Source organism: Rothia sp. HMSC072E10, assembly GCF_001813965.1.
GTDB lineage: Bacteria > Actinomycetota > Actinomycetes > Actinomycetales > Micrococcaceae > Rothia > Rothia mucilaginosa_A.
Genome location: NZ_KV814491.1, coordinates 733549 through 747185, shown reverse-complemented (window position 1 = coordinate 747185; position 13637 = coordinate 733549). Strand labels below are relative to the sequence as shown.

9 protein-coding genes are annotated in these 13637 nt (G+C 62.0%); 7 read left to right on the top strand and 2 right to left on the bottom strand.

What is annotated here, in order from left to right:
- The first annotated feature begins 337 nt into the window (after positions 1 to 337).
- The 4 genes from metG to HMPREF2944_RS08250 all read left to right on the top strand — a co-directional run bounded on the left by metG (position 338) and on the right by HMPREF2944_RS08250 (position 6262).
- Entirely contained in the window at positions 338 to 1882 is a 1545-nt protein-coding gene (gene metG, locus HMPREF2944_RS08265; protein ID WP_070682322.1) for a methionine--tRNA ligase, read from the top strand.
- A gap of 352 nt (positions 1883 to 2234) precedes the next feature.
- Positions 2235 to 3002, top strand: coding sequence for an ABC transporter ATP-binding protein (locus tag HMPREF2944_RS08260; RefSeq protein ID WP_070676759.1), 768 nt, complete (start codon positions 2235 to 2237; stop codon positions 3000 to 3002).
- Positions 3003 to 3005: 3 nt separating this feature from the next.
- Positions 3006 to 5759 (top strand): ABC transporter permease, encoded by a 2754-nt coding sequence (locus HMPREF2944_RS08255; protein ID WP_070682320.1) that lies wholly within the window; start codon positions 3006 to 3008, stop codon positions 5757 to 5759.
- Between the two features lie 185 nt (positions 5760 to 5944).
- Positions 5945 to 6262 (top strand): nucleotidyltransferase family protein, encoded by a 318-nt coding sequence (locus HMPREF2944_RS08250; RefSeq protein WP_044141495.1) that lies wholly within the window; start codon positions 5945 to 5947, stop codon positions 6260 to 6262.
- Positions 6263 to 6400: 138 nt separating this feature from the next.
- On the opposite strand, the gene HMPREF2944_RS08245 is transcribed toward HMPREF2944_RS08250, so the two are convergent.
- Positions 6401 to 7279 carry a response regulator gene (locus HMPREF2944_RS08245; RefSeq protein WP_070682317.1) on the bottom strand — a complete coding sequence of 293 codons (879 nt, stop codon included), beginning with the start codon at positions 7277 to 7279 and terminating at the stop codon, positions 6401 to 6403.
- Positions 7280 to 7320: 41 nt separating this feature from the next.
- On the bottom strand, positions 7321 to 8769 hold the full coding sequence (locus tag HMPREF2944_RS08240; protein WP_210398465.1) for a sensor histidine kinase: 1449 nt from the start codon (positions 8767 to 8769) through the stop codon (positions 7321 to 7323).
- A gap of 585 nt (positions 8770 to 9354) precedes the next feature.
- Here HMPREF2944_RS08240 and HMPREF2944_RS08235 point away from each other — a divergent pair.
- The 3 genes from HMPREF2944_RS08235 (at position 9355) to HMPREF2944_RS08225 (ending at position 13633) form a co-directional block, all read left to right on the top strand.
- On the top strand, positions 9355 to 10719 hold the full coding sequence (locus HMPREF2944_RS08235) for a hypothetical protein (protein ID WP_049344222.1): 1365 nt from the start codon (positions 9355 to 9357) through the stop codon (positions 10717 to 10719).
- A 226-nt stretch (positions 10720 to 10945) separates the two neighbouring features.
- On the top strand, positions 10946 to 12001 hold the full coding sequence (locus HMPREF2944_RS08230) for a 3-isopropylmalate dehydrogenase (protein ID WP_070483896.1): 1056 nt from the start codon (positions 10946 to 10948) through the stop codon (positions 11999 to 12001).
- 534 nt (positions 12002 to 12535) lie between these two features.
- Positions 12536 to 13633, top strand: coding sequence for a branched-chain amino acid aminotransferase (locus HMPREF2944_RS08225; protein ID WP_070682313.1), 1098 nt, complete (start codon positions 12536 to 12538; stop codon positions 13631 to 13633).
- Positions 13634 to 13637: the final 4 nt, after the last annotated feature.

Genomic DNA, 13637 nt, shown 5'->3' with positions numbered 1-13637 from the left:
CGAACTGTGGCGGGGGAGGCTGTCGCGGTTTAGCGTGTTGCATGGTGGCTGGTGTTTTGCGTGTGGGGCGGGGGAGGCTGTCGCCTTTTAGCCTGTTGCGTGGTGGCTGGATGTTTGGGCTGGTGCGCCGTGTTTTCCGGAAGCGCCCTCAGGGTGTCACACGGACGCTCTCCGCAGCGAAGCAAGGAGGGGCGGAGCGTCCGGGTGACGGGTGCCCCTGCGTAGGCGCGGAGGAAACATACGGCGTGCTAGCCTCCACCCACACGCAATGAGTCAGTGCGTATCAGAGTGTAACCCCGGTGAGAGCCTAGCCTAAGACTGCGGTAAACTGAAAGCTATGACTGCAACTCCGTTCTACATCACCACCGCCATCTCCTACCCCAATGGCAACCCGCACATCGGCCACGCCTACGAAACCATCGCCGCTGACGTGCTGGCCCGCTTCAAGCGCCTCGACGGCTTCGACGTACGCTTCATGACCGGCACCGACGAGCACGGCCAGAAGATGCAGACCACCGCAGAGAAGCTCGGCAAAACCGCCAAGGAACTCGCCGACGAGAACTCCGCACGCTTCAAGGCCATGAACGACGCCCTGAACATCAGCTATGACCGCTTCATCCGCACCACCGACCCCGACCACTATGTAGCATCCCAGGCCATCTGGAAGCGTATGGAAGAGAACGGTGACATCTACCTCGGCAAGTACGCCGGCTGGTACTCCGTCCGCGACGAAGCCTACTACGCAGAAGACGAAACCGAGGTCCGCGACGGCCAGCGTTACGCCATTGCCACCGGCACCGAGGTCGAGTGGACCGAGGAAGAGTCCTACTTCTTCCGCCTCTCCAAGTACGGAGACAAGCTCCTGGAGCTCTACGCCAACGAAGGCTACGTCTACCCCGAATCCCGCCGCAACGAGCTGATCTCCTTCGTCAAGGGCGGCCTCAACGACCTGTCCATCTCCCGCACCACCTTCGACTGGGGTGTGCCCGTGCCTGGCAACGACAAGCACGTCATGTACGTGTGGGTCGACGCTCTCACCAACTACCTGACCGGCCTCGGCTACCCCGACACCGAGAACGAGCTGTTCACCAAGTACTGGCCCGCCGACCTGCACCTCATCGGTAAGGACATCACCCGATTCCACTCCATCTACTGGCCCGCATTCCTGTGGTCCGCCGGAATCGAACTGCCCAAGCGCGTCTTCGGCCACGGCTTCCTGCTCGTCAACGGCGAAAAGATGTCCAAGTCCGTCGGTAACGTCGTCGACCCCGCAAACCTTGTCAACGCGTTCGGCCTGGACGCTGTGCGCTTCTTCCTCATGCGCGAGGTTTCCTTCGGTCAGGACGGCTCCTACTCCGAAGAGTCCATCATCAACCGCATTAACTCCGACCTGGCCAACAACCTCGGCAACCTCGCCCAGCGTTCGCTGTCCATGGTCGCCAAGAACTGCGGCGGCGCTGTGCCTGAGCACGGCGAATTCACCGAGGCCGACCGCAAGATCCTCGACGAGGCGGCTGCCCTCTACGAGCCGGTTCGCGCCGACTTCGACGAGCAGGCCTTCCACCGCGCCCTCGAGCGCATCTGGACCGTGCTCGCAGACACCAACGCCTACTTCGCTGAGCAGGAGCCCTGGACCCTGCGCAAGAACGGCAAGCTTGAGCGCATGAACACCGTGCTGTACGTGACCCTCGAGGTCGTGCGCCAGGTTGCTCTGCTGCTGCAGCCCGTCATGCCCGACTCGACCGCCAAGCTGCTGACCCTGCTCGGCGTGCCCGAGGGTGAGTCTCGCCAGTTCGCGGCCCTCGGCACCGCGCTCGTGCCCGGCACCGAGCTGCCCGCACCCGCACCGGTGTTCCCGCGCTACGAGGCACCCAAGGCATAACAGCTGCCTGAACATCAGCGGACAGCGCCGTAACGGATAGCGCTGTAACGGATAGTCTATGAAAGCTCCCGGCTTCCCCACCCCAAATGGGGGAGGAGCCGGGGGCTTTTCGTGTACGCGCGTATGGAGAGGTACGGGCGCAGGGTAGAGACGGGACGCTGGTTGGGGCGCCACTCATCCTTAAGGATGAGGTCCGCGCCCCACCCAGCCCGCCTCAGACGCATCTCAGCCCGGGGGATTAGCGATAGCCTCTGCGTCCGCAGGTCAAGACCCGGTGAACACCCGCCAAAATCAACCTGGAGGATGAGAAAAACCCAGTAGTCAGCGCCATACTGCGTGAAATAATTGAACTATGACTACTACAACTCCTCACGCACAGACGGCACAGCCCGCCGTCTCCGCACGAAACCTTTCCAAAACCTACGGCATGGGTGAAGCCACCGTCCACGCCCTCAACAACGTCTCCGTCGACTTTGAGCAGGGCAAGTTCACCGCCATTATGGGCCCCTCCGGCTCGGGTAAGTCCACGCTGATGCAGACCATCGCAACCCTGGACACCCCCGACCCGAACCCGGCAACCTCGATTCGTATTGGTGGTACCGAGCTCTTCGGCCTGAAGGACAACGCCCTCACCGAATTCCGCCGCGAACACATCGGCTTCATCTTCCAGGCGTTCAACCTGGTGCCCACCCTCACCGCGGGCCAGAACATTGACCTGCCCCTGGGCCTCGCCGGTAAGAAGCCGGACCAGCAGTGGCGCGACTACCTGGTCAAGACCCTCGGCCTGGAAACCCGCCTCGACCACCGCCCCGAACAGCTCTCCGGCGGTCAGCAGCAGCGCGTCGCCATCGTGCGTGCACTGCTTGCACGCCCCGAAGTGGTCTTCGCCGACGAACCGACCGGTAACCTCGACTCCAACTCCGGCGCCGAGGTGCTGCGCCTGCTGCGTGCCGCCGCAACCGAGCACGCACAGACCATCCTCATGGTCACCCACGACGCAAGCGCTGCCTCCTACGCAGACCGCGTGGTCTTCATCAAGGACGGCATGGTCGCCGGCGAAATGATCGAACCCACCTACGACGCCGTCCTCGGCGCAATGGCACAGCTGGAAGGTCGATAAGCCGTGGCAACCACACTGAACACGGTGGCGCGCTCCAATCTGCGCGCCTCCAAAGGAAAATACATTCTCACGGGCATAGGCATCGCGATCTCATCCTTCTTCATCGCCGCCATTATGATGCTCACCAACTCGCTGCAGGCGACCGTCAACTCCTCCGTGGGTGACGTGCTCTCCCGCGCCGAAGCGGTTGTCGCCTCCGCCGCTACAACCAGCGACGGTCAAGACAGCACCTCTATCTACCTGACCCGTGACCAGATTCAGAAGGTAGAAAAGAGCGACCTGCTCTCCGGCTACTGGGTACAGTACGCTGTCTCGGGTAAGCTCGGCACCGGCGACCAGGCAACCCAGGTGCAGTACGACCAGCTGCCCGCCGACTCGAGTCTCTTCCCGTACAAGGTGCAGGGCAAAATCCCCAGTAGCGACCACGAAATCATGGTCTCTACCTACTTCGCGAAGAAGCACAACCTCTCGCTGAACGGCAAGGTCACCAGCACCGACGTTGTAGAATCCGTCAGCGCCCCCGGTACTGACAAGACCGCCGAATACACCGTCGTCGGTCTGTTCGACCCCGGTTTTGAAGGCTCCACCACCAATCAGGCTGTCTTCATTGGCGGCACCAGCCTCGGCGAAGCCACCCTGAAGGCAGCCGAGACAGAAAACAAGAGCTCGGCGGCAGGCTACCGGAACATGGCTGGCGCGAACCTCATCTACCTCAAGTTCAAGGACGGCGTAACCGACGCCAAGCTCAAGAGCCTGCAGGATACCCTCAGCAGCGGCGACGCCAAGAACGACCCGCGCGTCATGACCGGTCAGAAGCTGCTGGAGGACTACCAGAAGACCATCTCCACGGTCTTCACCTCCATTAGCGTGGTCCTGGGTGCCTTCGCAGCGCTGGCTCTGCTGGTCTCCTCGTTCGTCATCTCCAACACCTTCGCGGTGCTGGTCGGCCAGCGCATCCGCGAGCTCGCCCTGCTGCGCACCCTCGGTGCCCGCGGCGGCTCCCTCGTACGGATGCTACTCATCGAATCCATTACCGTGGGCGTGGTGTTCTCCCTCATCGGTGCACTGCTGACCTTCCCGGTCGGCATGCTGGTTGGTGCAAACCTCACCACCATCATGATCTCCTACTCGATTACCCCGATCCTGGTGAGTGTGCTCCTCTGCACCCTCGTCACGGTTCTGGCGTCGCTCTCCCCGGCACGAAGTGCCCTGCGCATCTCGCCCATTAGCGCGATGAGCGAGCACACCAACCTTGAGATGCGCAAGCCCGGCAAGGTCGGCCCAATCCTGGGTCTGGTCTTCGGTGCCGCAGGTATCGGCCTGGTTATGCTGGCTCAGAACCAGGGTTCCGGTGAGGGCGCCGGCAATAAGGCCATTGCCTTCATGATGGGGGCTGCGCTGCTGCTCGGTATTGCGGTCTTCCTCCTCACCCCGCTGGTACTGCCCCCGCTGGTACGTGCCCTCGGTAAGGTCACCCGCACCCAGACCGGCAAGCTGGCGCTCGCCAACGCGCTGCGTTCGCCCAAGCGCACCGTCTCCACCGGCCGCGCTGTGCTGGTGGGTACCCTGGTCGTGTCGACTGTGCTGACCGGTTACTCGGTGCTGAGCGCCTCGCTGACCAAGACCCTGGATCAGCAGTACCCGATTTCTGCGCAGGCGAAGTACAGCTCGTATGACCAGTCCGAGGCAGCCTCCACCGTGACCAAGGCGGAGGAAATCGCCTCCAAGGTCAAGGGCATTAAGAACGTTCAGGCATCCGCCGTCGGTTACGCAGCCGGTGTGGTCGACTACACCGTCGAATACGAGGGACAGACCGCCAACCAGAATTCCGACCTGGTGGCGCTAAGCTCCTCCGACCTGAAGGCAATCCTGCCCGACGAAAACTCGAACCTTGCCGACGACACCGTGCTCGTGCCGCAGGGCCTCTGGAAATCCGCAGGGCTGACCGAGTCCAGCCGTCTGAAGGCACACGGCCCGCTCGGCGAAGTGGAACTCAAGCCCGTCAGGTCCGCAACCAAGCAGAACCTGCTGATTGTCAACCCTGCCACCGCCGCCAAGCTGCAGGACGCCAAGAACCCGCAGAAGGTGGCCAACCCTGCCGCTGAGGAAGCTCAGAAGCGCATGGAAGAAGCAATCGCCAGCGGTGACAAAGAAGCTCAGACGAAGGCCGCTCACCTGACTGTCACCAGCCAGGCAACCGGTAACGACACCGTCGTTCTGGTGCGCGCCGCCTCCCCGCTGACCAGTAGCGAGAACGCGACCCTGCAGGCTGACCTGAACCGAGCCAGCCCGGACAGCTCCTTCACCGGTGGTCTGCAGGAACGTCAGACCTACGACCAGATACTGACCGTTATGCTGACCTTCACCCTGGTGATGCTCATGCTCGCAGTGGTCATCTCCATCATTGGTGTGGCGAACACGATGACCCTGTCGGTCAACGAACGCCGCCGCGAGAACGCGATGCTCCGCTCGCTGGGTCTGTCCCGCAAGCAGCTGCGCCGCATGATTTCCATTGAGGCGATTCTGATTACGCTCGCCGCAGTGGTGCTCGGTATGGTTTCCGGTGGTGTGATTGGTAGCCTCTCTGCGCAGATTATTATGTCTTCCATGAGTGCTTCCGCCCCGCTGGTGCTTGACCTGCCGTACGTCTGGTACGTGGTCATCCTCATTGTGGGTGTGCTCGCCGCGATGCTCGCTTCGGCTCTGCCGGCGGCTCGTTCGGCTCGCATGTCCCCGGTTGAGGGCATGCGCGGCTAACCCGCTGTACCTGGCATAGTCACAGTACCCGGCAAACCCGGATACTCGGCGTGAGATAGTAAAGCCCTGGAGGGTGCCTCGAAAAAAGGAGGTGCCCTCCGGGGCTTCACTGTGTCCTCTAGTTTGGCGTGCTCTCAGGCTCTTGGAGCTGACCTGTAGCCTGGCTTTGCGCGTATGATGGGTGTATGAGCACTAGCCACCCCAATCTGCGTCGCAGGTACACGCTACCCCATGAAGCGGAGGTTCTTCAGATCCTCCGTGACGCTGGTGTGCGCCGTGCCCGACTCTTCGGCAGCGCCGCCCGCGGTGAGCTGACCGAAACCAGCGACCTGGATTTTTTGGTGCAGATGCCGGGGGCGGCCCCTTTTGACGAGTTCATGCAGATGGTGGATGCTCAGCACCGCATTGAACAGCTGACCGGCCGTAGCGTTGATATGGTCACCCGGTTGCGCCCCCGCATCTATGCGGAGGCAGAACCGGACATGGTGGAGCTGCCGCTATAAGAAGTTGCCTGAGCTGATGAGCGACTTCGAACGAATCATCGACGAGATACAAGAAACCACTTAACTAAAGAGCCCCGGAGGGTGCCTCGACAAGGAGGCGCCCGCCGGGGCTTCACTGTGCCCTTATATAAGGGAGCGCTAGTGGGCTATACCCGCCTCATACGCCATAATGACCGCCTGCACACGATCACGCGCACCCAACTTCGCCAACACATGCGACACATGCGTCTTCACCGTCGCCTCCGAAAGCACCAGCTCCCGCGTAATCTCCGCATTCGACAAGCCGCGCGCAATCAAACCCAGCACCTCAAACTCACGCGGCGACAACTGCTCAATCAACTCACGATGCGGATAACCCTGCACAGTCTCAAAGCTTGCATGCTCAGCCGGAATAAACGTTGCCTTCGGAAGCTCAGAACCAGCAGCCGGGGGAGTAGCAGGAACAGACTCGGCAACAGTGCCGGTGGCAGAATCGGCAGGAGCGGTAGGAACAACAGGTGCGGGGGAGTCCAGCACCGGAATCATCTGCTCCAACAGGCGGCGAGTCGCAGACGGCGCAATCACCGCATCGCCGCGATGCACCGTACGAATCGCCTCCAGCAGCTGCTCCGGCGGGGTGTCCTTCAACAAGAAACCGCTCGCACCCGCACGCACCGCCGAATACACGTACTCATCAATATCGAAGGTCGTGAGCATGATAATGCGCACCCGCTCGTCCTCGGAAACTTCACGCTCGCCGTCACGCTCCAGAATACGGCGCGCCGCCTCCAGGCCGTCGCAGTGCGGCATGCGCACATCCATGAGGATGACCTGCGGCGCCTGCCCCTCAGACACCATGCGGTCAAAAACGTCAATTGCCGCCAGGCCGTCATCAGCTTCCATGACGACCTGCAGGTCTGGCTGGGAGTTGACGAGCATGCTCAAGCCGCCGCGCACTAGGCGCTGGTCGTCAACGAGCATCACGCGGATCGGCTGGGTGGTCTGTGGTGCAGAAGTCTGTGATGCAGAAGAGTACATAGTTTCAATCCTAGATTACGAGGTAGTAGAGGGCGCGGGTATTAGAGGTCTCGGTAGGGCAGCGCCGCCTCAACGAGCCAGCCGCCGTCAGGCTGCAGGCCGTAGGTGAGGGTGCCGTGGTAGAGGGCGATGCGCTCGCTCATGCCGCGCAGACCGTTACCGCTACCGGGTACAGGGCGGGCGATGTGCTGAGCCGCGGCAGAGGAAACCGGACCGTTCTGAACCCGCAACTGCAGGCCGTCCTTACCCCAGTGAATGGTGACGGTGGTTGCCGCGCCGGGGGAGTGCTTGAGCGCGTTGGTGAGCGCCTCCTGCACGGTGCGGTACGCCGCCAGCTCGGCACCCTGCGGTAGGGTGCGCGCCATGGTGCCGGTGATTCCGGTGAAGGTGACGGGTAGCCCGGCTCGGCGGCTCTGCTCCACGAGGGCCGGCACATCGCTGAGGGTGGGCACGGGTGCGTAGGCGGTTGCCTCGTCCGTGCGGAGTAGCCCGAGGAGGGAACGCATCTGCGTGAGGGAGTCGCGTGCCGTGTCTGCGATGAGTTCTAGGGTCTGCTCGGCAATATCCGGTTCGCTCTGCTGAGCCTGACCGGACTGCTCAGCCTGTTCAGTTTGCTGCTCTGCCTGCTGTGCCTGTTGTGTTTGCTGGGCGCGGGCGGTGCGTGCGGTGCGGGCGCTCGCGGCGGCGTAGCGTGCCCCGTCCGCCTGAGAAATAATGCTGGAGAGCGAGTGCGCCACGATATCGTGCATTTCGCGGGCGATGCGGGTGCGTTCGTCCTGCGCGGCGAGGCGGCGTTCCTGTGCCTGCTCGTATTCGAGGCGGCGGGCGCGTTCTTTGAATTCCTCACTGCGGAGTTCGCGCATGCGGCGGGAGTCGCCGAGGAACCAGAAGACGGTGAAGATGGAACCACAGAGCACGCCGAGCATCAGGCAGATGAAGATGCGGGCGGGTATGTCGTCCCAGTGGTAGAGGAACGAGAGCGAGGCCTGCACGGTGACGGCTAGTGCGCCGACCCAGCCGAGGATGAGGGCGCGGAAGCGGGCGCGGCGGGTCCAGTGTCTGCCGGTGTGGTAGGCGGCGAGGCTGACCGGCGGGTAGCAGGTGATGACGAGTGAGTCGGGGAAGGGGGTCACGAGGGTGAGACAGAGCGCCGCGATGACCACGTAGATGCTGCCGTAGGGGAAGCGGTAGCGGAAGTAGAGCGCGGTGGTGCTGCAGAGCGCGGAGATGAGCGGGATCCAGCCGTAGCCGTTGATGAAGGCAACGGAGAGTACGCAGCAGAAGAACTGCATGTGCGCGACGACGATGAAGTTCATCCAGCCGCGTTTGTCTCTGAGGTAGCTTTGCACGCGGCTGGAGGCGGTGATGGCGTCGGCGGGCAGGTCGTTGCTTTCTGAGCTGCCGCGGGTATGCGTTACGGCGTGGCCTGATTCGGCTGTCTCTGTGCTGTGCTGTGGGTTCTGCTGGGGTTCGGTGTGCTTGAGGGGCATGTGTCCAGTGTAGCGAGGGGGTGAGGGGAATATTGCGGGTATAGGAGGCCCACAAAATGCGCTGACGTGCACATAGTGCGTGTGGGTATATCTTTGCCTGTGTGTGATTCTGTGTGCGCGACACGCCGAAATACAGGATTATTTATGAGCTTCGCCACATTAAATCAGACTTTTCTCTCAATCACCGCTTGAGGGTTTGGGCTTATATGGGGTTTGAATTTAGGTGTATATCACTAAAAACTTTCTTAAGTAACCTATTTGGGTTGAAAAACCTTCAATCTTAACGGAGGGTTTTTGTTATAACCCCTCATCAGGGCTCTATTGAAAACCATTGCGGGGGTTGGATTTGGTGGGTATAGTTTTACCTGTATCGTCACCCGGCGTGTAGAAGGCTGAGCCCATCGGGCGCACCAAGGCCCCTTGTGGGACGCTCCCACGCGGAACGGTACAGCATTATGTTGTTATCATCCGGGGTCGGAATACTGTCCGGCTTTACTCGCTCAATCACTTTGGTGAATTGTCACCGTGCACGACGATGGGTGATAACTCTTATTCCTCAAATGACATCACTCTCGAAGGACATATATGTCTACTAACATTTCTCGCCGCAAGGTTGTTGCGGGCGCAGCATGGGCTGCTCCGGTTGTCGCGGCTTCTGCCGTTGTTCCGGCTTTCGCTTCCTCCACCGAATGCGAGTGGGCTTCCTCCGCTGCTTACAGCGCTAACGGTAACGCTTCGGGTGCTAAGGGCACCACTTCTTTCGTTGTTCCCGAGCGAGTCGACAAGATTAAGTTCGAGGTCGTCGGCGGTGCCGGTGGTACCAACTACCCCGATATGGCAGCAGGTTCCGGTGCTAAGGTCACCGGTATCATCGAGGTCAAGCCCGGCCAGACCGTTCAGCTCGTCGGCGCAGCCGGTGGTATCGGTAACAACCCCCTGACCCCCGCAGAGGGTGGCGAGGGCTACGGTAACGGCGGTTCCTCCAGCCTGCCCAACCCCGTCCCCTCCAGCATCATGCAGCAGGTCAACACTATTTGGCCCGCTAGCTCCCCCCTGAAGCGTATTACCTACTCCGCTTCCGGTGGTGGCTCCTCCGCTCTGGTCATCGACGGTACCCCCGTTGCAGTTGCAGGTGGCGGCGGTGGCGCTGGCTTCATCAACAACGGTGGCGCTAACAACAACCCCGACTACATGGAAGCTGGCGCAGTGACCGCTTCTTGGCAGTGGCCCGAAGGTGCAAAGCGCAACGGCAACATCATCTTCGGTTCCACCGGTGGCTCCGCTGACGGTGCATCGGGTTCTGCAGGTCAGGGTGGCTTCGGTATCTACGACGCTGACAGCTCCATCAAGGAAACCGTTGAAGCCGGTGAAGGTGGCGCAAACGGTATCGGTGGTAACGGTGGTTCCAAGACCGCTCTGCACACCGGCAAGTCCCCGAACGGCGTGCTGGGCTTCTACTCCACCAACAACCAGGAGATTTACCAGTCCTCCAAGTCCGGTAACCAGGGTGGCGAAGGCTTCAAGGGTAATGGTGGCAACGGTGTAGCATCCTACTCCTACCTGATCGACAACAACGATCGCACCAAGAAGGAAGAGGGTACCCACAAGGGTACCGGTTACGCTCTCGAGTACAAGTCCATCGGCTTCAACTTCAACGGCTACGAGTCCGTCATCTCCGCAGGTGGTGGCGCAGGCTACGGTGGCGGTGGCTCCGGTGCTTCCAGTTCCTCCTCCGCAATCGTTCTGACCCAGAAGTGGAACAACAACCCCAACGGTATCCGCCAGAACGTCTCCTTCGGCCAGCTCGGCGGCGGCGGCGGCGCAGGTGGCTCCTACGTTGCTCCCGGTGTTTCCGGCGGTGCTATCGAGTCCGCAGGCAACGCTCCGACCGATCGTGGCGCACGTGGCAACGGCTACGTCAAGGTCACCCTCTGCCAGCGCACCGCATAATTAGCGGTAACGTTTTAGGTACTCGACCCCACTCGGGGCAGAAATACCATCTCTTTTCCCCGGCTGATGATTCAGCCGGGGAAAAGAGTTTTAACCCTCCTGTTTCCCCTAGCCACGCTGCGGGTCTTCCCACCCGCCCGGAACGACCCGGACTCCGACGGCCCAGACTCTGAGAACCCGCCCGCGCACCCTACCGCCCGCCCGCGGCGCGTATTACGGTAGAGGCATGACTGAAGCACGTAGCATCGACCTCGCCGTCATCCCCGGCGACGGCATCGGCCCCGAAATCATTACCGAAGCCCAGCGCATCCTCACCCGCGCCTGCGAGCTCGAAAACATCACCGTCAACCCCACCCAGTACAAGCTCGGCGCCGAGCACTGGCTCGAAACCGGTGAGACCCTGCCCGAGTCCACCATGGAATCCCTCAAGCAGCACGACGCGATCCTCTTTGGCGCTATCGGTGCCGACCCGCGCAGCGGCAAGATTCCCTCCGGCCTCATCGAACGCGAAATGCTCCTGAAGCTGCGCTTCGCTTTCGACCACTACATCAACCTGCGCCCCTCCCGCCTGTACCCCGGCGCGGTCTCTCCGCTGGCCAACCCCGGCAACATCGACTTCGTCGTTGTGCGTGAAGGCACCGAAGGCCCCTACATCGGCAATGGCGGCGTCATCCGCGGCGGCACCCCCCACGAAATCGCCACCGAGGTCTCCCTCAACACCGCACACGGCGTGGAGCGCCTGATTCGCTACGCCTTCGAGCTGGCCTCCACCCGCCGCAAGAAGGTCACCCTCGTGCACAAGACCAACGTGCTCACCCACGCCGGTCGCCTCTACAACCGCTACTTCGCCGAAATCGCGTCTGAATTCCCCGAGGTTGAGACCGACTACCTGCACATTGACGCGACCACCATCTTCATGGTCACCGACCCCTCCCGCTTCGACGTGATCGTGACCGATAACCTTTTCGGCGACATCATCACCGACCTTGCCGGCGCGGTCACCGGCGGTATCGGCTACGCGGCAAGCGGCAACATTAACGCCGTCGGCGAGTTCCCCTCCATGTTCGAGCCCGTACACGGCTCGGCACCGGATATCGCCCGCCAGAACAAGGCCAACCCCACCGCCGCCATCCTCGCCGGCGCGATGCTGCTGCGCCACCTCGGCTACGATGCCGCCGCGGCCCGCATTGAGGACGCCGTCGAGGCGGACATGCGCGAGAACGGCGCCACTGTGCGTGGCACCGATCGGGTTGGCGCGGACGTGCTCGCACGCCTCGGCTAAGGTCAGCTGACTAAAACTCGCTTATGACAGCATGAGCGCTGAATAAAAACGCCAGGGAAGCCCGGAAGGAACGCACCTTCCGGGCTTTACCCGTACCAGGGGTACCCGAGCCGGTAGGGGAGAGGGGCCGAACGATTGCTCCGCCGCCGAAACCGGCCTGCCAAAATTAGCCCGCCGAACTGCTCACCGGAACTAGGCCGCCGAACCTGACCTGCGAAACCCACCTGTTCACATCCTGAATGGGGTAAAAGGTGCACATGCGGCAAAAGCATCTTTCCGGTACTCTAAAACAGTCGAGCACACCCGCCCGACCTCCTCGGCGGTGGATACCCTCCACCGCGTACCTTGATGCATCCACGCTGCTCGAAAGCACGAACCGTCCCCACGGATGCACCACCTGCCTCGACACCGCGCCCACCGCACACACCCCGGCGCATCAGCAGCCGCAGGCAGCCCCGGCCGCTCCCACCGTACGAGAGCGACCGAACTCGAAGAACGCAGAATGATGCATTAGACGAAGAGGAACGCAGAACGATGGCCATCGAATTCAGCCACGAAGCAAACCAGTCACCCGCCTCCGCCGAACGCCGCGAAGAAATCCTCAAGAACCCCGGCTTCGGCGACTACTTCACCGACCACATGGTCACCATCGGCTGGGAGGGTGACTACAAGACCGGCGGCACCTGGTACGACGCCCGAGTCCACCCCTACGGCCCGCTCGTTCTGGACCCCGCAGCATCCGTCTTCCACTACGGTCAGGAAATCTTCGAGGGCATTAAGGGCTACCGTCACGCCGACGGCTCCGTGTGGACCTTCCGCCCCGAAAAGAACGCCGCCCGCTTCGCGAACTCCGCGCACCGACTCTCCCTGCCGCAGCTGCCCGCCGAGACCTTCATTGAGTCCCTGCGCCAGCTCATCAAAGCCGACGAGGCATGGGTTCCCACCGGTGACGGCGAGGCCTTCTACTTCCGCCCCTTCATGATTGCCACCGAGGCGTTCCTCGGTGTTCGCCCGGCCCGCCACGTGCAGTACCACGTGATTGGCTCGCCCGCAGGTAACTACTTCGGCACCCCCGAGCCCGTGGACATTTGGCTCTCCACCACCTACGCCCGTGCGGGCGAAGGCGGCACCGGTGCGGCAAAGTGCGGCGGTAACTACGCAGCATCCATGATTGCCCAGACCGAGGGTGAAAAGCACGGCTGCAAGCAGGTTATCTTCAAGGACCCGCACCGCGGCGACGCCATCGAAGAGCTCGGCGGCATGAACGTGTTCTTCATCTTCGGCAAGGAAAACAAGATTGTCACCCCCGAGCTGACCGGCACCATCCTGGAGGGCGTGACCCGCTCCTCGCTGATTCAGCTCGCTAAGGACCGCGGCATGACCGTGGAGGAGCGCGCCATCACCCTCAACGAGTGGCGCGAGGGCGTGGCAAACGGCGACATTACCGAAATTTTCGCCTGCGGTACCGCAGCAGTGGTTGCCCCCATCGGCAAGCTCAAGGCCGAGGATTTTGAGATTCCGGCACCCACCGAGCACTTCGGTGAGATCTCCAAGAGCCTGCGCGAAGAACTCGTCGGTATTCAGCTGGGCACCGTTGAGGACCGCCACGGCTGGATGACCCGCCTCATCTAATCTT

Bases quoted from the DNA above. Each gene is read 5' to 3' on its own strand.
- metG (WP_070682322.1), top strand. From the start codon at position 338: ATGACTGCAACTCCGTTCTACATCACCACCGCCATCTCCTACCCCAAT.
- HMPREF2944_RS08260 (WP_070676759.1), top strand. From the start codon at position 2,235: ATGACTACTACAACTCCTCACGCACAGACGGCACAGCCCGCCGTCTCC.
- HMPREF2944_RS08250 (WP_044141495.1), top strand. From the start codon at position 5,945: ATGAGCACTAGCCACCCCAATCTGCGTCGCAGGTACACGCTACCCCAT.
- HMPREF2944_RS08245 (WP_070682317.1), bottom strand. From the start codon at position 7,279: ATGTACTCTTCTGCATCACAGACTTCTGCACCACAGACCACCCAGCCG.
- HMPREF2944_RS08240 (WP_210398465.1), bottom strand. From the start codon at position 8,769: ATGCCCCTCAAGCACACCGAACCCCAGCAGAACCCACAGCACAGCACA.
- HMPREF2944_RS08235 (WP_049344222.1), top strand. From the start codon at position 9,355: ATGTCTACTAACATTTCTCGCCGCAAGGTTGTTGCGGGCGCAGCATGG.
- HMPREF2944_RS08230 (WP_070483896.1), top strand. From the start codon at position 10,946: ATGACTGAAGCACGTAGCATCGACCTCGCCGTCATCCCCGGCGACGGC.
- HMPREF2944_RS08225 (WP_070682313.1), top strand. From the start codon at position 12,536: ATGGCCATCGAATTCAGCCACGAAGCAAACCAGTCACCCGCCTCCGCC.